Here is a 23,526-nt window from a genome sequence, read left to right on the forward strand (position 1 = left end):
TGCTACCGCTCGACTTGCATGTGTTAGGCCTGCCGCCAGCGTTCAATCTGAGCCATGATCAAACTCTTCAATTAAAAGTTCGATTTGCTTAAACAAGTTAAGCGATGCTCAAAAATTAACTTTCGTAGTACTCTTATAAGTGAACAAGTCACCTAAATGAATTACTGCTTGGTCACTCTTTAAGACTTGATATTTTTTGCCACCGAGGTGGCTGATATCGTCTTGTGAGTGCCCACACAGATTGTCTGATAAATTGTTAAAGAGCATGCCGCGGTTCGCAAGGAATCTTATGCGGCGCGGGAGGCGTATATTACGTTTTCCCGCTGAAGAGTCAAGAGATTATTCATTCGAACTTTCATCTTTTTCTCTTCCTGTCCGAGCGACTTCTCAGTCGTTGTTCCCGGTCAGTGGAGGCGCATTATAGGGAGTTCTCAGAAGGCCGCAACCCCTAATTTCAAAAAAATTTCTGAGTGCTTTTTTTTTGGTCTAAACGTTGATAAAGACCGCATTACAGCGATTTTTTATACGATATTTGCCCAAAATCCTCAGCGAATTTGGCAACCTGCTGCCAGTCGGTGTACTCCACTTCTTTACGGGTATCCGTTTCCCCACCGGTCATACGCATAATAAGTTGGATCATGACCTTATCGAACCAGCGATATCGTGGATAACGTAATGCTCCGGCGAAAACGCCACAAATTGCCGGTTCCCACGGAGAGGCCAGCAGAAACTTACGCACATAGGCATTGGTTTGCGGGCTGCGCTTCTCAGGCTTACGGGCGGTGAGATTCACGCCAAAGAATGCAGACGGCATTTGATTCAAGGTGTCGGCATGTTTTTTAACGAATTTATCCAGCACCGGATTGAAGTGGCCGTAACGTATAGAAGCGCCAATCATCACCTGGTCGTAGCTTTTCAAATCCACATGCTCAGCGTGTGCCAGATCGATGACATCACAGTTGCACTTCTCTTTAAGCACACTGGCTATATAAGAAGAGATGGCATGGGTCTGCCCGTCACGACTTGAGTAAAGTATCAACGCTTTCATTCTTGTTTCCCTTTCATAAACTTATTCGCGCCAGAACGTCGGCGTGAACAGGACTAATAGTGTGAAGACCTCGAGACGGCCAAACAACATGGTGACGATCAGGATCCATTTCGCCACAGAGTTCATGGATGCAAAATTATCGGCGACAACGCCCAGACCCGGCCCCAGGTTATTGAGCGTGGCCGTGACCGCAGCAAACGCCGAGAAGTTATCGACCCCCGTCGCGACAATCGCCAGCATGCTGACTATAAATACCAGCGCGTAAGCGGAAAAGAATCCCCACACGGCTTCGATGATGCGTTCAGGCAGCGCACGGTTACCCAGCTTGATGGTGTAAACCGCATTGGGGTGGACCAACCTTTTCAGCTCGCGCGTCCCCTGTAAGTAAAGCAGCAGGATACGGATAACCTTCAGACCGCCACCGGTTGAACCAGCACAACCTCCGATAAACGCAGAGCACAATAATAGAAGAGGCAAAAACAGCGGCCATTTCGAAATACTGTCGGTGGTGTACCCCGCAGTGGTTGCCATGGAAACCACCTGGAAGAAGGCCTGATTAATGGTTTCCAGACCTGAGCCGTAAACATTGTGGATCCACAGAACCAGCGTACAGATGACCACCAGCGTAAATTGCACCCCGATGAACATCCGGAATTCCGGGTCACGCCAGTACACTTTGAGATTACGTCCGCTGAGTACCGCAAAATGCAGGCCGTAGTTACAACCGGATATCAGCAGGAACACAGCGATAATGCTGTTGATGGTGCCGCTGTGAAAATATCCAATACTGGCGTCATGGGTTGAAAAGCCGCCGATAGCGATCGTCGAGAAGCTATGCCCGATAGCATCAAACGCGGACATCCCCGCGCCCCACAGCGATAATGCACAGGCAATAGTCAGAAGTACGTAAATCAGCCAAAGGGTTTTCGCCGTTTCCGCAATACGTGGCCGCATCTTGTTATCTTTCAGCGGTCCCGGCATTTCAGCACGGTACAGCTGCATCCCGCCGACGCCCAATATCGGCAGAATCGCCACCGCGAGCACAATGATCCCCATACCGCCAAACCATTGCAGCATCTGTCGGTAGAACAAAATGGCTTTAGGTAATGAGTCCAGCCCCACCAGCGTCGTCGCGCCCGTCGTTGTCAGGCCAGAGAAGGATTCAAAGAAAGCGTCGGTCAGCGACAGATTCGGCCGCTCGGAAAACAGAAAGGGCAATGCCCCGACGCTGCCCAGCACCGTCCAGAACAGCACCACGATCAGGAAACCCTCGCGCGGCTTCAGCTCACTTTTCTGCTTTCGGTTGGGAAGCCAGAGGAATAAACCAATCGTCAGGGCGACAAAAAACGTCTGGCTGAACGCACGTCCTGCGCCGTCGCGGTAAATCAGGGCGACCAGGCCGGGAATAATCATCGTTCCGGAGAACAGGATGACGAGCACCCCGACGATGCGTGTTATGGCACGAAAATGCATGCTGGTGCGTTCCTCAGCGAATTAACCATAGAAAAAATTATGAAACCGGACGCAGGATGAGCGTGCCACGGCTGATATCGAATAAGTGACTGACGGTTGCTGTTGCCTCTGCAGCAGGCAGCGCCAGAACGAGATCGACAGCAGCGCCATACTCACTGCGTAAGATATGTCCGCCGACTTGCGAAAGCAGCGTTTCCACCAGCTGTAACTGGCTGTAATCACACTGCACCGCGTATTCTGCCAGCGGAACTTTTTGTTGCACGGTAAGTTGTTTTAAAGCTTGCTGAACGCCGCCACCATAGGCTTTCACCAGCCCGCCGGTGCCCAGCATAATACCGCCATAATAGCGCACGACGACGGCGGTGATCTCCCCGACACCGCTTCCCATCAGTTGGCTGAGGATCGGTTTACCCGCTGTACCTGCAGGTTCGCCGTCATCAGAAAATCCCAGTTGCTGAGAATCATCCGGCGCGCCAGCCACAAACGCCCAGCAATGATGACGCGCTGCCGGATGCTGATGGCGGATATCCTGAATAAACGCTTTGGCCGCTTCAACGCCTTCTGTTCGTGCCAGTAGGGTAATGAAGCGGCTTTTCTTTATTTCCTCGCTGAAACTGACTGACTCAGCGGGAACCCGATACGGCTGCATCAGGCCAGCTTCAGGTCACGGGTCATGTTTTCGATGCGATTATCGTGGATAACAATGTTGTCCTCGATACGGATCCCGCCAAAAGGCTTCAGCGCTTCAATGCGATCCCAGGCGAAGTGCTTACTGAATTGCCCCTCGCGCAACGGTGCCAGCAGCGAATCGATGAAATACAGACCCGGTTCAATGGTCAGCACCATACCCGGCTCAATCACACGGGTACAACGCAGGAAAGGATATTGCGAAGGGGCGGCCTGATGGGTGCCCTTATCATCCTGCATGAAACCGGCAACGTCATGCACCTGTAACCCCAGCGGATGCCCAAGACCATGTGGCAGGAAAGGCCCGGTCAGGTTCTGTTCCACCATGGCGTCTTCGCTGATATCAACCACCAGCTTGTGCGCTTTCAGCAATTTGGCGATACGGTGATGCATCTGAACATGATAGTCGGTGTAGCGCACACCGGCCTTGATCGTGTCAATTAAAGCCAGTTCCTCCGTATTGAGGTCTTTCACCAGTGCGGCGAAATCGCTGTCCGGCTTCCCGGCGTAGGTACGGGTCAGATCAGCGGCGTAACCGTTATATTCCGCACCGGCATCCAGCAGGAAGCTGCGCATGTCGGCAGGCGGCTGGTTATCAAGCGTGGTGTAGTGAAGTACCGACGCATGTTCATTGAGCGCAACAATATTGTCGTACGGCACATCGGTATCACGGTGGCCGGTGGCGGTGAGATACGCCAGGTTGATGTCGAACTCACTCATGCCGGAAAGGAACGCTTCTTTCGCCGCACGATGACCGCTGACCGCCACTTTCTGCGCTTCACGCATACAGGCCAGTTCATAGCCGGTTTTATACGAGCGATGATAATGCAGGAAATCCAGCACCGCTTTCGGGTTCACGTTGGCAGCAGGCACGCCCAGGCTGATAGCACGATCCTGGCTCGAACCGATGTAACCCACGCGCTTAAGATCCACCGGCAACTGGCCTTTGATCTCGTCGGCATTGGCCAGCGGCGTAATCGCGATTTCTTTGGTCCAGAATGAATCCGGCAGGGGCTCGTGGCTGTGCCAGTAGTCAACCGGCGAATAGAACCACAACTTAGGCGCATTCACGCCATCCACCCATAACCAGCAATTTGGCACTTTGGTGACCGGCACCCAGGCTTTGAATTGCGGGTTCACTTTGAACGGATAACTGTGATCATCAAGGAAGGTCGTTATCAGTTCACCGGAGTGAATCAGTAACGCATCAAGCTGAGAACGTTGCAGAATTTCGCGGGCACGCGACTGCAACGTGGCGATATGTTCTTTATAAAGCGTAGAAAGCGATTCCATCCAACTGTCCTTATTTCACCGGAAAGACGATGCAGCATCTTACCACAGCCTTACGGCTGCCATAGTCCCGGAAGGTTTGTGATCTTGCCTGCAAATAAAACACATCTCATTTGCAAATTATTAACATAATAACCACACTCGAAAGCATCTGGTCATACCAGATCATCACAGATGATTCAGGAGAGACACATGCTTTACCAAGGCGAAACATTACACCTGCACTGGCTCGACGACGGGATCGCCGAGCTGGTCTTCGATGCTCCGGGCTCCGTAAACAAGCTCGATACCCAAACGGTTGCCAGCCTGGGCGAGGCGATCGCAGTGCTCGAGAAACAGTCGGGTCTGAAAGGTTTACTGCTGAGCTCAGCAAAACCGGCATTTATTGTCGGGGCAGATATCACCGAATTTTTATCCCTGTTCAACGCGCCCGCCGAGAAACTGCATGAGTGGCTGAATTTCGCCAACAGCATTTTTAACCGGCTGGAAGATTTACCGGTACCCACACTTTCCGCCATCAGCGGATATGCCCTGGGCGGCGGCTGTGAATGCGTGCTGGCGACGGATTTTCGTATCAGTACCGCCGATGCGCGCATTGGCCTGCCGGAAACCAGCTTAGGGATAATGCCGGGTTTTGGCGGTTCCGTGCGTCTGCCGCGCCTGATTGGCACTGACAGCGCACTGGAAATTATCGCCGCCGGAAAAAATATCAGCGGGAAAGAAGCCCTGAAAATCGGGCTGGTGGATGCGGTTGTCGACGCCGACACACTGCGCGACGCCGGGATCACCATGCTGAAAAATGCCGTGGCCGGCAAACTGGAATGGCAAAGCCGTCGCGAACCCAAACGTCTGCCGCTGAAACTCAGCCAGATTGAAGCGACGATGAGTTTCAGCGTCGCCAAAAGCATGGTCATGCAGAACGCGGGGAAACATTACCCTGCGCCGATGACCGCGGTGAAAACCATTGAAGCCGCCGCACGTCTGGGCCGTGACGATGCGCTGAAACTGGAAACAGCCAGTTTCGTTCCCCTCGCGCAATCTAAAGAAGCCCGCGCGCTGGTCAGCATTTTCCTCAACGATCAGTTCGTCAAAGCGAAAGCCAAAAAACTGGCGCAAGGCAGCGAAAAACCAAAGCAGGCTGCGGTGCTGGGGGCGGGCATTATGGGTGGCGGGATTGCGTATCAGTCTGCCCTGAAAGGCGTACCGGTTGTGATGAAAGACATCAGCGACCAGTCCCTGACGCTCGGCATGAACGAAGCGGCCAAGTTGCTGAATAAACAGCTGGAGCGCGGCAAACTCGACGGTCTGAAAATGGCCAACGTGCTGTCGACCATTCATCCGACGCTGGATTACAGCGGAATCGAACGCGCCAGCGTCGTGGTCGAAGCCGTCGTGGAGAATCCGAAAGTGAAAGCTGCGGTGCTGGCGGAAGCGGAATCGCTGCTCGACGCCGATACCGTGCTGGCTTCCAACACCTCAACCATTCCGATCGACCAGCTGGCTTCTTCACTGAAACGCCCGGAAAACTTCTGCGGCATGCACTTCTTCAATCCGGTGCATCGTATGCCGCTGGTTGAAATTGTGCGTGGCGCGAAAACCTCAGACAAAACCCTTTCACGCATTGTCTCTTACGCGCTGGCAATGGGTAAAACGCCGATCGTGGTGAACGACTGCCCGGGCTTCTTCGTCAACCGCGTGCTGTTCCCGTATTTCTCCGGTTTCAGTTTACTGCTGCGTGACGGGGCCGATTTCCGCCAGATCGACAAAGTGATGGAAAAACAGTTCGGCTGGCCGATGGGCCCGGCATATCTGCTGGACGTCGTGGGCATCGACACCGCGCATCACGCGCAGGCCGTTATGGCCGCCGGATTCCCGCAGCGTATGGCGCGAAACTACCGTGACGCCATCGACGTGCTGTTCGATAACCGCCGTTTCGGCCAGAAAAATCAGCTGGGCTTCTACCGCTACAGTGAAGACAGCAAAGGCAAGCCGCGTAAAGACGTCGACGAACAGGCTGTCAGCCTGCTGGCTGATAATCTGAAACCGGCACATGCAGAATTCTCACCGCAGGACATCATTGCCCGCATGATGATCCCGATGATTAACGAAGTGGTGCGCTGCTTCGAAGAAGGCATTATTGCCAGCCCGGCCGAAGCCGATATGGCGCTGGTATACGGCATCGGTTTCCCTCCGTTCCACGGCGGCCCGTTCCGTTATCTGGACACGCTTGGCACGGCTGAGTATCTGAAAATGACCGAACATTACGCGCACCTGGGGCCAATGTATCAGGCACCGGACGGGCTTCGCGCCAAAGCGCAAACCAATGAAAGTTACTACCCGGTTGCGGCTGCGCTGGAAAACATCAGCACCGGCAATCAGGCATAAGGACCGAAATCATGGAAAACGTAGTCATTGTTGACGCAGTCCGCACGCCGATGGGCCGTTCAAAGGGCGGCGCATTTCGCCACGTCAGGGCTGAAGATCTCTCCGCGCATCTGATGCGCGCCGTGCTGGCCCGAAATCCGGCGCTGAACGCCAAAGATATTGATGATATTTACTGGGGCTGCGTGCAGCAGACGCTGGAACAAGGCTTCAACATTGCCCGCAATGCGGCGCTGCTGGCGGAAATTCCCCACAGCGTCCCGGCGACCACGGTTAACCGCCTTTGCGGTTCTTCCATGCAGGCACTGCACGACGCTGCCCGCGCCATTATGGTCGGCGACGCACAGGTCAGCCTGATTGGCGGTGTGGAACATATGGGTCACGTGCCGATGAATCACGGCGTGGATTTCCATCCGGGGCTGAGCAAAACCGTGGCGAAAGCGGCGGGAATGATGGGGCTGACCGCTGAAATGCTGGCGAAAATGCACCAGATCAGCCGTGAAATGCAGGATGAGTTTGCAGCACGTTCGCATCATCGCGCCCACGCGGCCACGCTCGCCGGACACTTTGCCAATGAAATCGTCCCGACCGAAGGCCATAACGCAGAAGGCGTGCTGACCCGTTATGATTTTGACGAGGTGATCCGCCCGGAAACTACCGTCGCAACGCTGGCGGCACTGCGTCCGGCGTTTGACCCGGTCAACGGCACCGTCACTGCGGGCACGTCCTCTGCCCTCTCCGATGGCGCATCGGCGATGCTGCTGATGAGTGAATCGCATGCCAAATCTTTGGGCCTGAAAGCCCGCGCGCGAATTCGGGCGATGGCGGTGGTCGGCTGCGATCCGTCGATTATGGGTTACGGCCCGGTCCCGGCGACGCGCCTGGCACTGAAACGCGCCGGACTGAGCGTGCAGGATATCGGCCTGTTCGAACTGAACGAAGCCTTCGCGGCACAAGCCTTACCCTGCGTGAAAGATTTGGGGCTGCTGGAAACCATGGAAGAGCGCGTCAACCTGAACGGCGGCGCGATTGCACTCGGTCATCCGCTTGGCTGCTCCGGTTCACGTATCTCTACGACGCTGCTGAACCTGATGGAACGCCGCGACGTGCAGTTTGGCGTTGCGACCATGTGCATCGGTTTGGGTCAGGGCATCGCGACCGTTTTCGAACGCGTCTGAGTTTTACGCTTTTCTGCATAAACAAAAAGCGGACAGATTGTCCGCTTTTATGAATCTTATCTGCCCGTTTTAGTTGCCGTTTTCCCGCCTGTCAGGGGCGGGTTTTTTCACGACGGTGGCGTCACATCAAATGAAAGAGAACGCATCACCAAACAGTCGATCTTCCAGCGCGCCGCGCTCTGCAACAAAGCGCTCGCGGGCGATTTTTGCCATCTCAAAACGGCCTGCGATATAAATATCGTGCTCCGCCAGCGAGGTGAAATCCTGCAACACCGCGCTCAGAACGGTACCGCTTCTGCCCTGCCAGCCGTCTTCAGGCTGTTCCACCACCGGGATCACTTTCAGATTCGGGTGATGAATGCTCAGTGCTTCCAGCTCGCCCAAATCGTACAGATGCTTCAGCTCGCGCCCGCCCCAGTAAATGGAAATATCGCGATGAGGCTGTTGCTCAAGCGCGGTGATCAGAATGGAACGCACATAAGAAAAACCGGTGCCGCCCGCAATCAGCACCAGCGGACGCTGGCCTTCTTCGCGCAGCCAGGCATCGCCGTGAGGAATATCCACGGTAATCGCCTGTTCTTTCAGAATGCGATCCATCACCGCCATCGCGTACAGATTCAGTTCGGAGGCGCCGATGTGCAACTCAATCACGTTGTGTTCAGCAGGCGTGGAGGCCAGAGAGAACGGACGCTTATCGCGCTCGTCCATCACGACCATCAGATACTGACCCGCGCGGAAAGAAAAAGGCGCTTCCGGCAACAACCGGACCCGATACACCGTATCGGTAATCGCCTCAACGGAGGTCACTTTACAGCTCAAAGTTGTCATGCGTTCCCTCTGTGGGTCATCAAAGCAAAGCGTGGGACAAAGAGTCGATTATTTTTTCGCATCGTCTTTATCATTAAAAATAGCGAGCTCATCCCAGATGGCATCGATACGGGCGGTGACGGCAGGATCCTTCACTATCGGACGCCCCCACTCACGCTGTGTTTCACCCGGCCATTTGTTGGTCGCATCCATCCCCATTTTCGAACCGAGGCCCGATACAGGCGAGGCAAAATCGAGATAATCGATCGGCGTATTTTCGACCAAAACCGTATCCCGTGCGGGATCCATTCTGGTGGTAATCGCCCAAATCACGTCGTTCCAGTCACGGGCATTCACATCGTCATCGCACACAATCACAAACTTGGTGTACATGAACTGACGCAGGAATGACCAGACACCCATCATCACGCGCTTTGCATGACCAGGGTACTGTTTCTTCATGGTAACGACAGCCATACGGTAGGAGCAACCCTCCGGCGGCAGATAAAAATCAACAATTTCCGGGAATTGTTTCTTCAGAATCGGCACAAAGACTTCATTCAGCGCCACGCCCAGCACCGCGGGCTCATCCGGCGGACGGCCGGTATAGGTCGAATGATAGATGGGATCTTTACGCTGCGTCATATGTGTGATGGTGAAGACCGGGAAGCTGTCTACTTCATTATAGTAGCCGGTATGGTCACCATACGGGCCTTCCGGCGCCATCTCGCCCGGCTCGATATACCCTTCGAGCACGATTTCCGCACTGGCAGGGACTTCGAGATCGTTGGAAATACACTTCACCACTTCGGTTTTATTACCGCGCAGCAAACCGGCGAACGCGTATTCAGACAACGAATCCGGCACCGGCGTCACCGCGCCCAGAATGGTGGCGGGATCTGCACCCAACGCCACAGAAACCGGGAAACGCTGGCCGGGATTCTTCTGGCACCACTCCTGAAAATCAAGCGCACCGCCGCGATGGGATAACCAGCGCATGATGACTTTGTTTTTCCCGAGAACCTGCTGGCGATAAATGCCCAGATTCTGACGGGATTTTTCCGGCCCACGGGTGACAGTCAGACCCCAGGTGATCAACGGCGCGGCATCTTCCGGCCAGCACTGCATCACCGGAATGCGGGTGATATCCACCTCGTCGCCTTCCCAAATCTCCTGCTGACAAGGTGCGGAATGCAGCACTTTTGTCGGCATGTTCAGCACCTGCTTAAACTTCGGTGCCTTATCGTATAAATCGCGCAAACCGCGTGGCGGCTCAGGCTCTTTCAGAAACGCCAGCAACTCACCGACTTCACGTAACGCACTGACGTCCTCTTTGCCCATGCCCATCGCCACACGCTCAGGTGTGCCGAATAAATTACACAGCACCGGCATGTCGTACCCTTTTGGATTTTCAAACAACAACGCCGGGCCGCCCGCACGCAGGGTACGGTCAGCAATTTCGGTCATTTCCAGGTAGGGATCGACAGACTGAGTAATGCGTTTCAGTTGGCCTCTCTTTTCGAGTAACGAGAGGAAGTCACGTAAATCACGGTATTTCATGCTGATTCTGAGTCGCCGGGTTGAAGGAGAGCATTATAGAGCCTCTCCGGGGTTGTTGCTGCCTTTTTGTTATCAGCAGGTAAACGCCGATAATGAAAAACCAGTGTAACCGCCAGAAACCAACGCTGTTGGTCTGACGGTGCGCAAATCGTCTGCCGATGATCCGATCACAAACAGGTAAAGGGTACCCACGCGCTCAACGCCTGGGTGTCATGATATTCCTGAATCTCATGACCATGCCGGAACACTTTGAAGCCCTGATTTCTGGCGCTGAAATAGCTCAGCTCATCGCCGGATACCTGCAACAAACTGCCTTCACGCAGCGCAATGACCGCCTCTGACGGATTCACCGCGCAAAATTCGGCAATGCGCTCGTCACGGGTTTCACCCATGTGGCCACTCAGGTGTGCATCGATGTAATGCGGATTGATTTGTACCGGGAACAGACCAAGAGAGGGCAGCACCACTGAATTGCGGACTGGCATATCATTGGTGGTACGAATACTTGGCGTTGCCACGTTACAACCCGCACTCCAGCCGATATACGGCACATTGCGTTCACGCACAGCGCGCTGAACAGGGACGATCAGCCCCTTCTCATGCAGCATCTGGTTGAGCATCCAGGTATTGCCGCCGCTGACCAAAATACATTGCGCACTGGCAATAGCGTGTGCCGGATTATCTGCGTGATGAATGCTGGTGACTTCAATGCCCAGCACATCGGCCAGCGCACCGGCGCGCTCATCATAATCGCTGCGGATCAGTGCGTAGGGGATCAGCACGGCGGAGGTGATCCCGCGGGATTTCAGCACCGCCTGGATACGATCTTTTGCATAGCCCAGTAATTCAGATTCACCGGAAAGCTTACCGTTGCTCAGTAAGAACAGCTCCATGACGCTTCTCCTGACTGTAATAAGAGGAAGATAAAGGGATAAGTGTGCACTTTTCTTCGATAATAAAAGATAACAGACCGACAATCAGCAAACGTCTGCACAGAATCTCACTGCCTGTATCTCAGGGGCAGCTTTTGTTATGCTGCCGGAATCAACGTTTTAATGTGGGAAACTATGGAATCCTGGTACTTACTCTATTGCAAACGCGGCCAGTTGCTCCGCGCCAAAGAACATCTTGAGCGCCAGCAAGTAAACTGCCTGACGCCCATGATCACCCTGGAAAAGATGGTGCGCGGACGCCGCACGCCTGTCAGCGAACCCATGTTCCCGAACTACATGTTCATTGAGTTTGACCCTGAACGGATCCACACGACGACGATCAGCGCCACGCGTGGTGTCAGCCATTTCATCCGCTTCGGGCCAAAACTGGCGACCGTGCAACCTCAGGTGATCAAACAACTGATGGAACCGCCGACGATTGACATTCGCGATCCTGAAACGCCGTATGAAGGCGATATTGTTTTGATCACTGAAGGGATTTTCGAGGGCATCGAAGCCATTTATACCGAGCCTGACGGCGAAGCCCGTTCGCTGCTGATGCTGAATCTGATTAATCAGCCTGTCCGTCAGAGCATAGACAATACGCATTTCCAGAAACTCTGAGCGCATTTTCTCTGTCTGTGCCCTGCAAAAAAGCACCGTTAAACGGTGCTTTTTTATGTGAAACATTCAGCGCGCTGGCAGGGCAAACATTTTGCGCGCGTTATCATCGGTGATATCCGCCAGCCACTGCGGGTCTTCCCCGCGCCACTGCGCGACCTGATGAACAATGTGCGGTAAAAACGCCGGTTCATTGCGTCGGTTCTTCGGTTTGTTTTCCATATCTCTTGGTAATAAATAGGGCGCGTCGGTTTCCAGCATTAAGCGCTCAGCCGGGATCATCGGCAGCATTTCACGCAACTCCAGCCCGCGCCGCTCATCGCAGACCCACCCCGTAATTCCTATCGACAGGCCGAGAGACAAATACAGTTCAAGCTCATGCCGCGTACCGGTAAAGCAGTGAACGACACCGCCCGGTAAATCCGCAAGCCGGGGCTTGAGTAATGCAGCGAAACGTTCCCCGGCATCACGACAATGTAAAAACACCGGTAACTGCAACTCTGATGCCAGCGCAAGCTGTGCGGTAAACGCCGATTCCTGCTGCAAGGCAGGCGAAAAATTGCGATTGAAATCCAGTCCGCATTCACCGATCGCCACAACATTCGCTAATCCGGCCAGCTCACGGATGTCAGCTTCCACCTGCGCATTCCATTCACTGGCCTGATGTGGATGCACACCCGCCGTAGACCAGCAGAAATCAGGGTACTCAGCCGCCATTTTCTGCGCCTCACCACTTTCCTGCGCAGACGTACCTGTGATCAACATACCGCTCAGACCGGCGGCTCGTGCTCTTTCCACCACCTGCGGGCGATCTTTATCAAACTGATTACTGGTGAGGTTTATGCCAATTTCAAACATACATTGTCCTGAAACAGAAACCGCCCAGCAGGGCGGTTTCTGTTTTATAACGAAATAATCAAAGAGACTTACTCAGCCTGATCCGGATCGTTCTCTTTATCGACATCAGCGCGACGACGTCCGCCTACGTAGAAACGGGCAAAGAACACGCCGATTTCAAACAGCAGATACATCGGGATAGCCAGCAGCGTCTGAGAGAAGACATCCGGCGGCGTTAACAACATCCCGACCACAAACGCCCCGACCAGCACATACGGACGTTTCTTTTTCAGGTCTTCCGGTGTCGTCACACCACTCCAGCACAGTAAAACGATGGCAATCGGCACTTCAAATGAGACGCCAAACGCCATGAACAACGCCATCACGAAATCGAGATAGTTGTTGATGTCAGTCGCAATCTGCACGCCAGCCGGTGCGGTTTTCGCAAAAAAAGCAAACGCCAGCGGAAACACCACGAAGTAAGCAAAAGCCACGCCGAGGTAAAATAATGCAGAACTGGAGAACAATAACGGCATCATCAGGCGGCGTTCATGCTTGTACAGCGCGGGAGCAACGAATGCCCACACCTGATACAAAATGAACGGCGCGGAAACAAATACCGAGACAATCATGGTCAGCTTGATTGGCGTAAAGAACGGTGATGCTACGTCAGTAGCAATCATGCTCGCACCCAAAGGCATTTGCTCAATCAACGGTGAAGCCACCAGCTGATAGATGTCATTGGCAAAATAAACCAGACATAAAAACACCACTAAAATACAGACAATGGCGTTCAGTAGACGCTTACGCAGCTCAATCAGATGGCTGATAAGCGGTTGAGTATCTTCAACAGCCATGTTTAGCGCTCGCCTGTCGGTTTAGTGAGTGAAACCGGTGTTTCCGGCGCAGAAGGTTCAGCCACCGGTGCGTCAACGGCAACCGGTTTGGTCACGGGCGCAGAGGCAACGGAAGAGTCAGCGACAGGCGATTGTGCCGCCGCTGCCTGCACTTCAGCCTGTGCTGCCGCAGCATGGGCCGTTTTATTTGAAGCCAGTGCCGCATTCACCGCACTCAGTGGCGCAGCAGCCGGTGCTGAGGCCACGTTGTCAGCCGTGGCCGGCGAAATACCGGCATCATGGTGGGCTTCTGCATCATCGATCACAGGATTATGGATAGTGTTGCCTTCCGCTTTCGCTTCTTCCATCGCTTTATCGGCAGGATTGAGCCCTGAATTGATAGATTGCTTCATGGATTCAGCCGCTTCTTTCAGCTCATCCATGGAGGCTTTGATTTCCGGCGTGAGATTCTTCAGACCCGCCTCTTCGGCTTTCTTCAGGCTATCCTGCAATTCCTGAAGTTTCAGCTCCTGCGACAGCTCGCTTTGTACTGACGCGGCCATCGCCCGAAGCGTGCGGATCCAGCCTGCTACTGTTCTGACTGCTACAGGTAAACGCTCCGGCCCGAGAACAACCAGGCCAATCACCAATACCAGCAGCAGTTCACTAAATCCAATATCGAACACGGTTTATACCTGCTCTTTGTTTTGGCTCTTGGTGTCTTCTGCTTTAGCGTCCGGCTTGCCCTCGATAGACCTGGCAGCGAAATCAGCATCAGTTGGCGTAATGTCAGCGTCTTTATTTGCTTTTGACTGGCTATCATCTTCACTCATGGCTTTTTTGAAGCCTTTGATGGAAGCCCCCAGATCAGCACCCAGACCACGCAGTTTCTTAGTACCGAACAGCAGTACCACAATCACAACGAGAATCAGGATCTTAGTAATACTAATACCACCCATTATTTTCACCTCAAATAGGAAGGAACGACATTCATTGCCGTCCGCAAACGGCATTCAATTTTAAAACATGTTTTAGCTGGCGCGTCGCCAGCCAATCAGCCAGGAAACCGCGCCCGCGGTCATCAGGCAAGCCGGATAAATCTCGACGTTGCCTAACAGCAAAAGGGTGCCGCTTAATAACAACGTCGCCCCTATCCCCAAAAGATAACGAGACTGACCCTGACGGGAGTTCTGGTTGTGCATTTGGGAGGAAAGCTTTTCGATGTTGTACTGCAACAGCTTGTGCTGTTGCAGGCTCTGATAAACCAGATCGGGTAATTCAGGCAGTTTCTCAACCCAGAATGGCGCGCGCTCTTTCAGTGCGCGGATCATTGCCGGCAGACCTACCTGATCACGTACCCAGCTTTCCAGGAAAGGTTTCGCCGTTGTCCACAAATCCAGCTGCGGATAAAGCTGACGCCCCAGACCTTCTACATACAACAGTGTTTTTTGCAGCAACACCAGTTGAGGCTGGACTTCCATATTAAAGCGGCGCGCGGTATTAAACAGATTTAACAACACGTTACCGAAGGAAATCTCTGCAAGCGGCTTTTCAAAAATCGGCTCGCATACTGTCCGGATAGCAAATTCAAAGTCTTCAACATTGGTATCGCGCGGAACCCAACCGGAATCAACATGCAGTTCAGCCACTTTGCGATAATCGCGATTGAAGAAAGCGATGAAATTTTCAGCCAGATAGCGCTTATCTTCTTTGTTCAACGAACCAACTATGCCGCAATCGATACCTATGTAGCAAGGATCTTCAGGCGTTTCGTAGCTGACGAAAATGTTACCGGGATGCATGTCAGCATGGAAGAAACTGTCGCGAAAAACCTGGGTAAAGAAGACCTGAACACCACGCTCCGCCAGTAATTTCATGTTGGTGCCCTGTTTTTTCAGCGCCTCAACATCCGAAACAGGAATTCCGTAGATGCGTTCCATCACCATCAGACGCTCGCTGCAGTAGTCCGGATACACTTCCGGCACATACAGCATCGGGCTGCCTTCAAAATTACGACGCAGCTGAATGGCATTGGCCGCTTCACGCAGCAGGTTCAGCTCATCAAGCAACGTTTTTTCATATTCGCGAACCACTTCACGCGGACGCAAACGGCGACCATCCGGTAGCAGAAGCGGCACCCAACCGGCAAGGCGCGACATCAGACGGATATCTGCTTTGATGGTCGGTAAAATATCCGGGCGGATCACCTTCAGAACGACAGGTTTGCCATTCTCTTTGAGCACCGCGGTATGCACCTGAGCAATCGAGGCGGAAGCCAGCGGCGTCTGGTCAAATTCATCGAACCAGTTTTCCAGCGGGCCGCCCAACGCGGTATCAATTTGCTTACGTGCCAGCGCGCCATCAAAAGGAGGAACGTGATCCTGAAGCAGAGCAAGCTGGTCGGCAATATGAGGCGGGAAAAGATCGCGACGTGTAGACATCATCTGGCCGAACTTGATCCAAACCGGACCTAATTCTTCCAGCGCAAGACGCATACGCTCACCCAGCGGCTTTTCTTTATGACGATTTGGTAACCAGAAAAACAGATAACGGCCCATGCGCAGCGGCAACGTCAAACGGATTTTAGGGATGAGTTCGTCAAGGCCGTAGATGAGAAACATGCGGATAATCAGATATAAACGTCGCATTTCCCTTGGCGTCACGGTTTGCCCTCCAGTTTTTCGATACGTTTCTCCAGTGTATCCAGCTCGCCTGCCAATGCGGAGACTTCATCACTAAACCACACCACTTCCAGCGGACCGGGAGCCATTTTCCACTCTTCAGTCAGCGTCTGCGCGACGTAGTTTTGCTGATGTTTAAGCCCTTTTTGCAGGAAACGGAAACCGCCCTGCACCGCCTGGCTAACGCCCTGAGCAGCAATATCACCGATATAAGGTGCCAGGAATTCCGCTGGTTCCCACTCGGCCATATCCAGCAACGCAACCAGTTGCTGCACCACAGAAATATCGCCTTCGACCACCAGCTCACCGCTGCGCATGAGCGGCGATAACTGCTGGCGATCGCGCAGCTTATGCAACACGGAGAGTGTTGAGGTGACGGTGCAATCTGCCACGCCATCCCATTGCCCGAGGACATCAATTTTTTGCTCACTGAAGACAAACGTCAGCGGGGTACTCAGTTCCTGCAATTCAACACGCAGAACTTTACCTGCCAGACGCGTCCGCGCCGCCTTCATGCTGCGGTCTCTGAAAAGCAGGTAATTAAGCGGCGTCTCGATAGCGGCAGTCAGTAGCGGCGTTAACAACATCGGCATACTCATATCAGAATTTGAAACCCCGGTGCAGCGCCACAATGCCCCCGGTGAGATTGTGATAAATCACATTCTCAAAACCGGCGTCGCCCATCATGCCCTTCAGCGTTTCCTGATCGGGGTGCATGCGGATAGATTCAGCGAGATAACGATAGCTTTCGGCATCTTGTGCAACCAGTTCGCCAATGCGCGGCAAAATGTGGAAGGAATAGGTGTCATAGGCTTTGCTCAGCGGTTTCAGCTGGGGTTTGGAGAATTCCAGCACCAGTAAACGGCCACCCGGCTTAAGCACGCGGAACATTGAACGCAACGCTTTCTCTTTTTCGGTCACGTTACGCAAACCGAAAGAAATGGTGATGCAATCGAAGTAATTATCAGGGAAAGGCAGGGCTTCGGCGTTAGCCTGAACGTAGCTGACGTTACCCACAATGCCGAGGTTACGCAGTTTTTCGCGTCCCATTTTCAGCATGGAATCGTTGATATCCGCCAGAACAACTTCGCCCGTCTCGCCGACCAGTCGGGAGAACTTCGCGGTCAGATCACCGGTACCGCCTGCCAGATCCAGTACGCGCTGACCACGGCGGACACCGCTGCAATCAATGGTGAAGCGTTTCCAGATACGATGAATACCGAAAGACATCAGGTCATTCATCAGGTCATATTTTGCCGCAACGGAATGGAAGACATCTGCCACCATTCCCTGCTTGTCATCTTTAGCTACCGTGCGAAAACCGAAATGCGTAGTTTCCTGCGTCTGCTTTTCCATTTTATTTGCCTGCTTTTTCAGTCGAACTTTTGGGGAGAAGTGTATCAGAACCCGTTAGAAAGCCCCATCACCGATGCTGATTCAACATATTGCAAAGATTCATCATTTGAATCATAAAATCGGTCAAAACGAGTGCCCGGTGGCTAAGCATGATCACTCATGCGGGTTCAACGTCTGTTCTTCTTGCGCATCAGAAGTCTCGGGCAGAGATGCGGTATCCTCAGGCTCGTTTTCCGCTCTGGCTATCTCAGCCAGAGAGGGGCTGATAGGCCGTTTAACTTCAACGCCCAGCGCGCGAAAACTTTCCACCTGCCCGATGAGATTACCACGCCCTTGCGAGAGTTTATTCATCGCAGAGCGATAACTGCCCTGCGCTTTGTCCAGACTTTGCCCCATCGATTCCATATCGTCGACGAAAAGGCGCAGTTTGTCATACAGGCGCGCCGCGCGATCGGCGATACGTTTAGCGTTCTGGCTTTGATGCTCGTAGCGCCACAAATTGCTGATGGTACGTAATGCCACCAGCAGCGTTGTCGGGCTGACAAGCATAATGTTGTGCCGGAGTGCTTCGCTGATCAATTCGGGCTCCCGGTCGATGGCCAGCAGAAACGCAGGTTCGACGGGGATAAACATCAGGACATAATCGAGGCTGCGCAAGCCGGGAAGCTGCTGATAATCTTTGCGCCCCAGTAAACGGATATGCCCGCGAACCGACGCGATATGCTCGTTGAGCGCCACTTCCCGTTCGCCATCATCTTCACTGTTGAAGTAACGCTCATAAGCCACCAGCGTCATTTTGGCGTCAATCACGACGTCTTTGTTCTGCGGCAAACGCACCACAACGTCAGGCTGCATCCGGCTGTTACTGTCTACCTGCACGCTGACCTGCGTCTGATACTCATGCCCCTCACGCAACCCGGAGGCTTCAAGCACACGGCTGAGTACCACTTCGCCCCAGTTGCCCTGGGTTTTATTATCGCCTTTCAGCGCTTTGGTCAGGTTGACGGCTTCGCGCGCCATCTCAACATTCAGCTGCTGCAGATTACGGATTTCGTGCGCCAGCGTATGCCGTTCTCGCGCTTCCTGACCAAAGCTGTCCTGCACCTGACGGCGGAAACCATCAAGCTGCTCGCGCAACGGCAGCAAAAGTTTATCGAGGCTCTGTTTGTTCTGTTCATCAGCGCGGCGGCCGTTTTGCTCGAAGATGCGGTTCGCGAGATTTTCGAACTGGCTGCTCAGACGCTGCTCGCTGTTGATCAGCAGGCGCTGTTTATCTTCGGCGGCCATGCGGGTTTCATCCAGACGGGTGGAAACCTCACGCAACTCGGCTTCCTGCGCGCTGTTGATTTCACGCTGCGCGCGCAGCTCCTGATTCAATTGCTCGCACTCGTTTTGCCAGTGCGCCAGCAACTGCAATTTTTCCTGACTGGCCGCCTGCAGGCTATGAAGCTTGCGCAGTTCCAGCTCTGCTTCCCGGATTTGCTGCAATGAGAACTGCCGGTCACTTTTAACCGTTTCGTTTTCTGCTCTCACCTGTTCCAGCGATTGCTCCAGAAGACGGCGCTGAGTCTCGAACTCAGTTTGCTGTTGTTGCTGACGTAAACTGGCCACCAGCCAGCCCACAACTAAGCCGATTAACCCCGCGCCCAGGGCAGTCAGAATGCTGATATCCACACGTTTTCCCTCTTCAAATCACCTGCGGTCACGGTAATAGCAGGCTGTATGGATGTCCAGTCTATTTTCTGTTGCATCGCGCCTTTGCGGGATGCCTTCCAGAATGGAATTTCTCTGCATTTCCCCCCTTGCGACGGCCAAAGGCAGAGCGCAGGATTCACAACCAGCGGCTCAGCCATTGGATACCAAACGCACCCGGCGCAAGAATGCCGAAGGCCCAGATCAACGCCGAGCTGACGTTGGCAATCTGGAAATACTTTTGTGGCATACCGCAAATTCCGGCGACCAGTGGAACCACGGCGCGAAGCGGGCCAAAGAAACGGCCGATGAATGCACCCGGCATGCCCCATTTATCAAAAAAGGCATGGCCGCGAACTAACATTTGCGGATGGCGGGAGAATGGCCAGAAATTACCAACGCGATCCTGGTAATGGGCACCGACCCAATAGGAGAGCCAGTCGCCGAAGAACGCCCCGGCTGCCGCTGCCGCCCAAATGGGCCAGAAAGGAATACCGGTTTCGCCAATCAGTGCGCCGAGCCCGAGCAAAATGAAGGTTGCAGGAAGCAGCAATGACAGGAAAGCGAGCGACTCACCGAACGCCAGAAAGAAAACAATCGGCGCAGCCCATACCTGATGAGCGCGGATGAAAGTGGTGGTGTAATCAAGAATGTCGTTAACAGTCAAAAATGCAGTTCCTTTTTTCATGAAAGCGGAGGCGGAATGAAAGACAGTATTCCAGATTCACTATTAACATGACCTTAACAGATCACCGGCAATGGGCAAAAAAATGGGCCGCCAGAGGCAGCCCATCGGGGTGATATCTTGTTTGAGAACGGTAAAATCAGACCAGGCGGCGGGCGGCTTCTACCACGATCTTAACCGCGTGGCTTTCTGTCTTTTTCATGGTTTCTGCATCAGGAATTTCCTGCTGCGTACGGTTCACAATGACACCGGCAACCATACCTGCACGCAGGCCCTGGCTTGCACACATGGTCAGCAGGGTGGCAGATTCCATTTCATAGTTCATGACGCCCATTTCCTGCCACTCTTTCATCGATTCTTTAAAGCGACGAACCACGCGGCCAGAGTAAGTATCATAACGCTCCTGGCCTGGGTAGAAGGTGTCAGAAGACGCGGTCACGCCGATGTGAGTTTGTGCACCCACGGACTCAGCCGCAGCAACCAGCGCAGTGGTACAGGCGAAATCGGCCACTGCCGGGAATTCCATCGGTGCAAAGTGCAGGCTCGCGCCATCAAGGCGAACGGCGGCGGTGGTGACCAGCACGTCGCCCACACTGATGTGTGGCTGGATGGCACCGGTAGTACCGACGCGCAGGAAGGTACGGATGCCGAGCTGAGCCAGCTCCTCAACCGCGATAGAGGTGGAAGGACCCCCGATACCGGTTGAGCAGACAATCACAGATTTGCCGTCAAGCTCAGCGCGCCATGAGGTAAATTCGCGGTGGGAAGCCAGGCGAACCGGGTTCTCCATCAGTTTGGCAATCTTCTCAACGCGCTCAGGGTCGCCGGGTACAATCGCCAGCGTCGCGCCGTTTAAATCTTTTTTGGCCAGGCCAAGATGGAAAACTTCAGGCTGAGACATAACAAACTCCTCTGTGTGTAAGGTCATAAATTGGCAGGAGGAACACCCGGCAACTGTACTGAACATTGTGACGTTATTTCGTGATGGCCGTCACTATGATGTAACAACAAGAATAACGCATACATTTAATTTGTGATGTTAGTCACAAATTACAGCGCAAAAGACGAATTTTTAAACGGTCTGATTTCGTGGCAGGCATAAAAAAGCAGGCATTGCCTTATAACAAGGCTCTGCCTGCCGGGTGCGGGTTAACCTGTCAGGCAGGAACAGCATCTGCCGCAGCGCTGCGTGACCAGATCCGGTGTTTCGCTAAGTTTTTCACAAAGGCTTTCAGCAAGGCACCTTCCGCTTTTTCGCCTTCTATGATCCCCTCTTCCGCCACATCATCTTTAAGCCCCAGCAATGATTTGAAGCGTCGCGCATCACCGCTCAGGCCAATAACTTTCAGATGTTTATAGGCTTCAAGGACGTAATGCCGCGCATCCCCACTCATCAGCAATGCGTCGATATGCCCGTGCGGCACAATCACTGCGTCAACCGTGATCGACGGCGAACCGGCAAACGTGGCATCAATCGGCAATGTCGAACCATCATCGGCCGTGACCGTGCCTAAATGGCTGGCCAGCAGTTTAGGGTGAACGCCAACGGCCTGAAGCGCCTGCAAGGTTTCCAGCACATCCGCTGCATTGACACCGTCACCTAATAACAGCGCGACCTGCCGCCCTTTAATCACGCCTTTGCCACTGGCATACAGGCTGAGAGAAGGATCGCTTTCCAGACCATTTACCGGTTTTGGCGGTTTGATTTTCAGCGTGTCCGGCGAAAGCGTAATGCCGACATTTTTCGCCACTTGTTGGGCCAGAGACTGATCGACGCGGGCCAGTAAATCAACAACACGTTCGCGGATGTAAGGCCGCACAACTTTGGATAACTCAAACGAGAAAGCGCCTGCGATATGCTCCTGCTCCACCGGCGTCTGACTTAGCCAGAACAGGCGCGGCTGCGCATAAAACTCGGCAAACGATTCACTGCGCTGGCGGACTTTTTCCGCATCAATGCGTTCAGGATAGCTTTCAAACCCGCCGCCCGATGCTGCCGGAGGGGTTTCTCTCGGCCAGTTATTGTTAATGGAATTCGGCTCATAGTTCGCCGGATTGGTATCAACATCCTGGCGGTGCATGCCGTCACGCTGGAAATTGTGGTACGGGCAGGTTGGCCGGTTAATCGGAATTTCGTGGAAATTTGGCCCGCCAAGACGGCTGATTTGCGTATCGGTATACGAGAAAAGCCGCCCCTGCAACAACGGATCATTAGTGAAATCAATGCCCGGTACGACGTGGCCGGGGTGGAAGGCGACCTGCTCGGTTTCGGCAAAGTAGTTGTCCGGGTTACGGTTTAGCACCATCTTGCCAATAAGCTGCACCGGCACCAGTTTTTCCGGGATCAGTTTGGTCGGGTCGAGCAAATCAAAATCATATTTGAATTCGTCTTCTTCCGGGATCAGCTGAACACCCAACTCATACTCAGGATAATCACCGGCTTCAATGGCTTCCCATAAATCACGGCGATGGAAATCCGCATCTTTACCGGCCAGTTTCTGCGCTTCATCCCACAGCAACGACGCTTTACCTGCCAGTGGCTTCCAGTGGAAACGGACAAACGTGGATTTTCCCTTCGCATTCACAAAACGGAAAGTGTGGATCCCGAAGCCTTCCATCGTGCGATAGCTGCGCGGGATCCCCCGATCGGACATTGCCCAGAATACGTTATGCAGCGTTTCAGGTTGCAGCGAGACGTAATCCCAGAAGGAATCGTGCGCGCTGGCCCCCTGCGGGATTTCGTTGTGAGGTTCAGGTTTCACCGCATGCACAAAGTCCGGGAACTTGTGGGCATCCTGAATGAAGAATACCGGCGTGTTATTGCCGACCAGATCGTAAATGCCTTCATCGGTATAAAACTTGGTGGCCCAGCCGCGAATATCGCGGACAGAATCCGCAGAGCCGCGTGATCCCTGCACGGTAGAAAAACGCACAAACACGGGGGTTTGTTTTTTCGGATCAGACAGGAAACTGGCTTTGGTGACAGATTTCATACTGCGGTACGGCTGAAAATAGCCATGTGCCGCAGCGCCACGGGCATGAACGATACGTTCGGGAATGCGCTCGTGGTCAAAATGCGTAATTTTCTCGCGAAGAATAAAATCTTCCAGCAGCGTCGGACCACGGCTTCCGGCTTTCAGCGAGTTTTGATCATCAGAGATTTTCGTCCCCTGATTGGTGGTCAGCGGCTGCTTCTCACCATTTTTACGATGCCGCTCCAGCGCATCGAGTTTGGCATTGGTATTTTGCGGGCTTTTCGCGCTACCGGAGGCCGTGGGCTCTTTGCCCGGCGGCGTCGGTTGTGGCGATGGCTGATAAGCACTGTCGGCAGGTGCCAGATCACCCAGGCCGGGTTGTGTGGATTTAATGCCCGTGGCGGGGGCGCGGCTTACCGGTTTTGACTCACTCTTTTTGGACACTTTTGAAGGTAATTTCGACATTGAACAAGACTCCAGCTAGAC

Annotated in this window: 21 protein-coding genes and 1 rRNA gene; 3 read left to right on the top strand and 19 right to left on the bottom strand. The window is 53.6% G+C overall.

Translation table 11 applies throughout. The features are described from left to right. The 5 genes from ACO0U8_RS21685 to pepQ all read right to left on the bottom strand — a co-directional run. Positions 1–74: ribosomal RNA gene (locus ACO0U8_RS21685) — 16S ribosomal RNA — on the bottom strand; the annotation flags it as partial. 434 nt (positions 75–508) lie between these two features. Then, on the bottom strand, positions 509–1,048 hold the full coding sequence (gene hemG / locus ACO0U8_RS21690; protein ID WP_056772043.1) for a menaquinone-dependent protoporphyrinogen IX dehydrogenase: 540 nt from the start codon (positions 1,046–1,048) through the stop codon (positions 509–511). Positions 1,049–1,069: 21 nt separating this feature from the next. Continuing rightward, the gene (gene trkH / locus ACO0U8_RS21695) at positions 1,070–2,521 is read right to left on the bottom strand and encodes a Trk system potassium transporter TrkH (RefSeq protein ID WP_056772045.1); all 1,452 of its coding nucleotides are present in this window, start codon (positions 2,519–2,521) and stop codon (positions 1,070–1,072) included. 37 nt (positions 2,522–2,558) lie between these two features. Continuing rightward, positions 2,559–3,170, bottom strand: a complete 612-nt coding sequence (locus ACO0U8_RS21700) for an IMPACT family protein (RefSeq protein ID WP_122096563.1) — start codon at positions 3,168–3,170, stop codon at positions 2,559–2,561. Beyond that, positions 3,170–4,501, bottom strand: coding sequence for a Xaa-Pro dipeptidase (gene pepQ / locus ACO0U8_RS21705; RefSeq protein WP_421671605.1), 1,332 nt, complete (start codon positions 4,499–4,501; stop codon positions 3,170–3,172). The genes ACO0U8_RS21700 and pepQ overlap by 1 nt, the downstream gene beginning before the upstream one ends. Positions 4,502–4,690: 189 nt before the next feature. On the opposite strand from pepQ, the gene fadB reads away from it, so the two are divergent. Next, positions 4,691–6,883: a fatty acid oxidation complex subunit alpha FadB gene (gene fadB / locus ACO0U8_RS21710; protein WP_421671606.1), complete on the top strand. Its 2,193-nt coding sequence runs from the start codon at positions 4,691–4,693 to the stop codon at positions 6,881–6,883. Positions 6,884–6,894: 11 nt separating this feature from the next. Beyond that, positions 6,895–8,058, top strand: coding sequence for an acetyl-CoA C-acyltransferase FadA (gene fadA / locus ACO0U8_RS21715; protein WP_056772057.1), 1,164 nt, complete (start codon positions 6,895–6,897; stop codon positions 8,056–8,058). Between the two features lie 126 nt (positions 8,059–8,184). On the opposite strand, the gene fre is transcribed toward fadA, so the two are convergent. The 3 genes from fre to pepE all read right to left on the bottom strand — a co-directional run bounded on the left by fre (position 8,185) and on the right by pepE (position 11,318). Continuing rightward, positions 8,185–8,886, bottom strand: a complete 702-nt coding sequence (gene fre, locus ACO0U8_RS21720; protein ID WP_056772058.1) for an NAD(P)H-flavin reductase — start codon at positions 8,884–8,886, stop codon at positions 8,185–8,187. A gap of 48 nt (positions 8,887–8,934) precedes the next feature. Beyond that, positions 8,935–10,425 (bottom strand): 4-hydroxy-3-polyprenylbenzoate decarboxylase, encoded by a 1,491-nt coding sequence (ubiD, locus tag ACO0U8_RS21725; RefSeq protein ID WP_421671607.1) that lies wholly within the window; start codon positions 10,423–10,425, stop codon positions 8,935–8,937. Between the two features lie 167 nt (positions 10,426–10,592). Further along, positions 10,593–11,318: a dipeptidase PepE gene (gene pepE / locus ACO0U8_RS21730; RefSeq protein ID WP_421671608.1), complete on the bottom strand. Its 726-nt coding sequence runs from the start codon at positions 11,316–11,318 to the stop codon at positions 10,593–10,595. A gap of 174 nt (positions 11,319–11,492) precedes the next feature. Between pepE and rfaH the strand changes: the two genes are divergently transcribed. Continuing rightward, entirely contained in the window at positions 11,493–11,981 is a 489-nt protein-coding gene (gene rfaH / locus ACO0U8_RS21735; RefSeq protein WP_122096578.1) for a transcription/translation regulatory transformer protein RfaH, read from the top strand. Positions 11,982–12,047: 66 nt separating this feature from the next. Here the strand turns inward: rfaH and tatD are convergent, their stop codons facing one another. The 11 genes from tatD to katE all read right to left on the bottom strand — a co-directional run bounded on the left by tatD (position 12,048) and on the right by katE (position 23,505). After that, entirely contained in the window at positions 12,048–12,836 is a 789-nt protein-coding gene (tatD, locus tag ACO0U8_RS21740; protein WP_421671609.1) for a 3'-5' ssDNA/RNA exonuclease TatD, read from the bottom strand. Positions 12,837–12,904: 68 nt separating this feature from the next. Then, entirely contained in the window at positions 12,905–13,672 is a 768-nt protein-coding gene (gene tatC, locus ACO0U8_RS21745; protein WP_056772070.1) for a Sec-independent protein translocase subunit TatC, read from the bottom strand. A gap of 2 nt (positions 13,673–13,674) precedes the next feature. Then, positions 13,675–14,337: a Sec-independent protein translocase protein TatB gene (gene tatB, locus ACO0U8_RS21750; protein WP_421671610.1), complete on the bottom strand. Its 663-nt coding sequence runs from the start codon at positions 14,335–14,337 to the stop codon at positions 13,675–13,677. Between the two features lie 3 nt (positions 14,338–14,340). Continuing rightward, a complete protein-coding gene (gene tatA / locus ACO0U8_RS21755) occupies positions 14,341–14,610 on the bottom strand; it encodes a twin-arginine translocase TatA/TatE family subunit (RefSeq protein ID WP_056772075.1) in 270 nt (89 codons plus the stop codon). Between the two features lie 72 nt (positions 14,611–14,682). Next, entirely contained in the window at positions 14,683–16,314 is a 1,632-nt protein-coding gene (ubiB, locus tag ACO0U8_RS21760; RefSeq protein WP_056772077.1) for a ubiquinone biosynthesis regulatory protein kinase UbiB, read from the bottom strand. Beyond that, entirely contained in the window at positions 16,311–16,919 is a 609-nt protein-coding gene (gene ubiJ, locus ACO0U8_RS21765) for a ubiquinone biosynthesis protein UbiJ (RefSeq protein WP_056772390.1), read from the bottom strand. The genes ubiB and ubiJ overlap by 4 nt, the downstream gene beginning before the upstream one ends. Positions 16,920–16,932: 13 nt before the next feature. After that, positions 16,933–17,688 carry a bifunctional demethylmenaquinone methyltransferase/2-methoxy-6-polyprenyl-1,4-benzoquinol methylase UbiE gene (gene ubiE, locus ACO0U8_RS21770; protein WP_056772081.1) on the bottom strand — a complete coding sequence of 252 codons (756 nt, stop codon included), beginning with the start codon at positions 17,686–17,688 and terminating at the stop codon, positions 16,933–16,935. Positions 17,689–17,841: 153 nt separating this feature from the next. Then, complete coding sequence (rmuC, locus tag ACO0U8_RS21775) at positions 17,842–19,362, bottom strand: DNA recombination protein RmuC (protein ID WP_122096556.1); 1,521 nt, start codon at positions 19,360–19,362, stop codon at positions 17,842–17,844. A gap of 157 nt (positions 19,363–19,519) precedes the next feature. Beyond that, positions 19,520–20,068, bottom strand: a complete 549-nt coding sequence (locus ACO0U8_RS21780) for a DedA family protein (RefSeq protein WP_390973918.1) — start codon at positions 20,066–20,068, stop codon at positions 19,520–19,522. Positions 20,069–20,204: 136 nt separating this feature from the next. Further along, positions 20,205–20,966 (bottom strand): uridine phosphorylase, encoded by a 762-nt coding sequence (udp, locus tag ACO0U8_RS21785; RefSeq protein ID WP_056772087.1) that lies wholly within the window; start codon positions 20,964–20,966, stop codon positions 20,205–20,207. Positions 20,967–21,222: 256 nt separating this feature from the next. After that, on the bottom strand, positions 21,223–23,505 hold the full coding sequence (gene katE, locus ACO0U8_RS21790; RefSeq protein WP_414070147.1) for a catalase HPII: 2,283 nt from the start codon (positions 23,503–23,505) through the stop codon (positions 21,223–21,225). Positions 23,506–23,526 lie beyond the last annotated feature (21 nt).

Origin of the sequence: Rahnella sp. EDr1-12 (genome assembly GCF_049206505.1) — a bacterium.
Lineage (GTDB): Bacteria > Pseudomonadota > Gammaproteobacteria > Enterobacterales > Enterobacteriaceae > Rahnella > Rahnella rivi.

What these genes read in the sequence shown, in the direction of transcription:
- hemG (WP_056772043.1), bottom strand. Translation starts at nt 1,048, where the DNA reads ATGAAAGCGTTGATACTTTACTCAAGTCGTGACGGGCAGACCCATGCC.
- trkH (WP_056772045.1), bottom strand. Translation starts at nt 2,521, where the DNA reads ATGCATTTTCGTGCCATAACACGCATCGTCGGGGTGCTCGTCATCCTG.
- ACO0U8_RS21700 (WP_122096563.1), bottom strand. Translation starts at nt 3,170, where the DNA reads ATGCAGCCGTATCGGGTTCCCGCTGAGTCAGTCAGTTTCAGCGAGGAA.
- pepQ (WP_421671605.1), bottom strand. Translation starts at nt 4,501, where the DNA reads ATGGAATCGCTTTCTACGCTTTATAAAGAACATATCGCCACGTTGCAG.
- fadB (WP_421671606.1), top strand. Translation starts at nt 4,691, where the DNA reads ATGCTTTACCAAGGCGAAACATTACACCTGCACTGGCTCGACGACGGG.
- fadA (WP_056772057.1), top strand. Translation starts at nt 6,895, where the DNA reads ATGGAAAACGTAGTCATTGTTGACGCAGTCCGCACGCCGATGGGCCGT.
- fre (WP_056772058.1), bottom strand. Translation starts at nt 8,886, where the DNA reads ATGACAACTTTGAGCTGTAAAGTGACCTCCGTTGAGGCGATTACCGAT.
- ubiD (WP_421671607.1), bottom strand. Translation starts at nt 10,425, where the DNA reads ATGAAATACCGTGATTTACGTGACTTCCTCTCGTTACTCGAAAAGAGA.
- pepE (WP_421671608.1), bottom strand. Translation starts at nt 11,318, where the DNA reads ATGGAGCTGTTCTTACTGAGCAACGGTAAGCTTTCCGGTGAATCTGAA.
- rfaH (WP_122096578.1), top strand. Translation starts at nt 11,493, where the DNA reads ATGGAATCCTGGTACTTACTCTATTGCAAACGCGGCCAGTTGCTCCGC.
- tatD (WP_421671609.1), bottom strand. Translation starts at nt 12,836, where the DNA reads ATGTTTGAAATTGGCATAAACCTCACCAGTAATCAGTTTGATAAAGAT.
- tatC (WP_056772070.1), bottom strand. Translation starts at nt 13,672, where the DNA reads ATGGCTGTTGAAGATACTCAACCGCTTATCAGCCATCTGATTGAGCTG.
- tatA (WP_056772075.1), bottom strand. Translation starts at nt 14,610, where the DNA reads ATGGGTGGTATTAGTATTACTAAGATCCTGATTCTCGTTGTGATTGTG.
- ubiJ (WP_056772390.1), bottom strand. Translation starts at nt 16,919, where the DNA reads ATGTTGTTAACGCCGCTACTGACTGCCGCTATCGAGACGCCGCTTAAT.
- ubiE (WP_056772081.1), bottom strand. Translation starts at nt 17,688, where the DNA reads ATGGAAAAGCAGACGCAGGAAACTACGCATTTCGGTTTTCGCACGGTA.
- ACO0U8_RS21780 (WP_390973918.1), bottom strand. Translation starts at nt 20,068, where the DNA reads ATGAAAAAAGGAACTGCATTTTTGACTGTTAACGACATTCTTGATTAC.
- udp (WP_056772087.1), bottom strand. Translation starts at nt 20,966, where the DNA reads ATGTCTCAGCCTGAAGTTTTCCATCTTGGCCTGGCCAAAAAAGATTTA.
- katE (WP_414070147.1), bottom strand. Translation starts at nt 23,505, where the DNA reads ATGTCGAAATTACCTTCAAAAGTGTCCAAAAAGAGTGAGTCAAAACCG.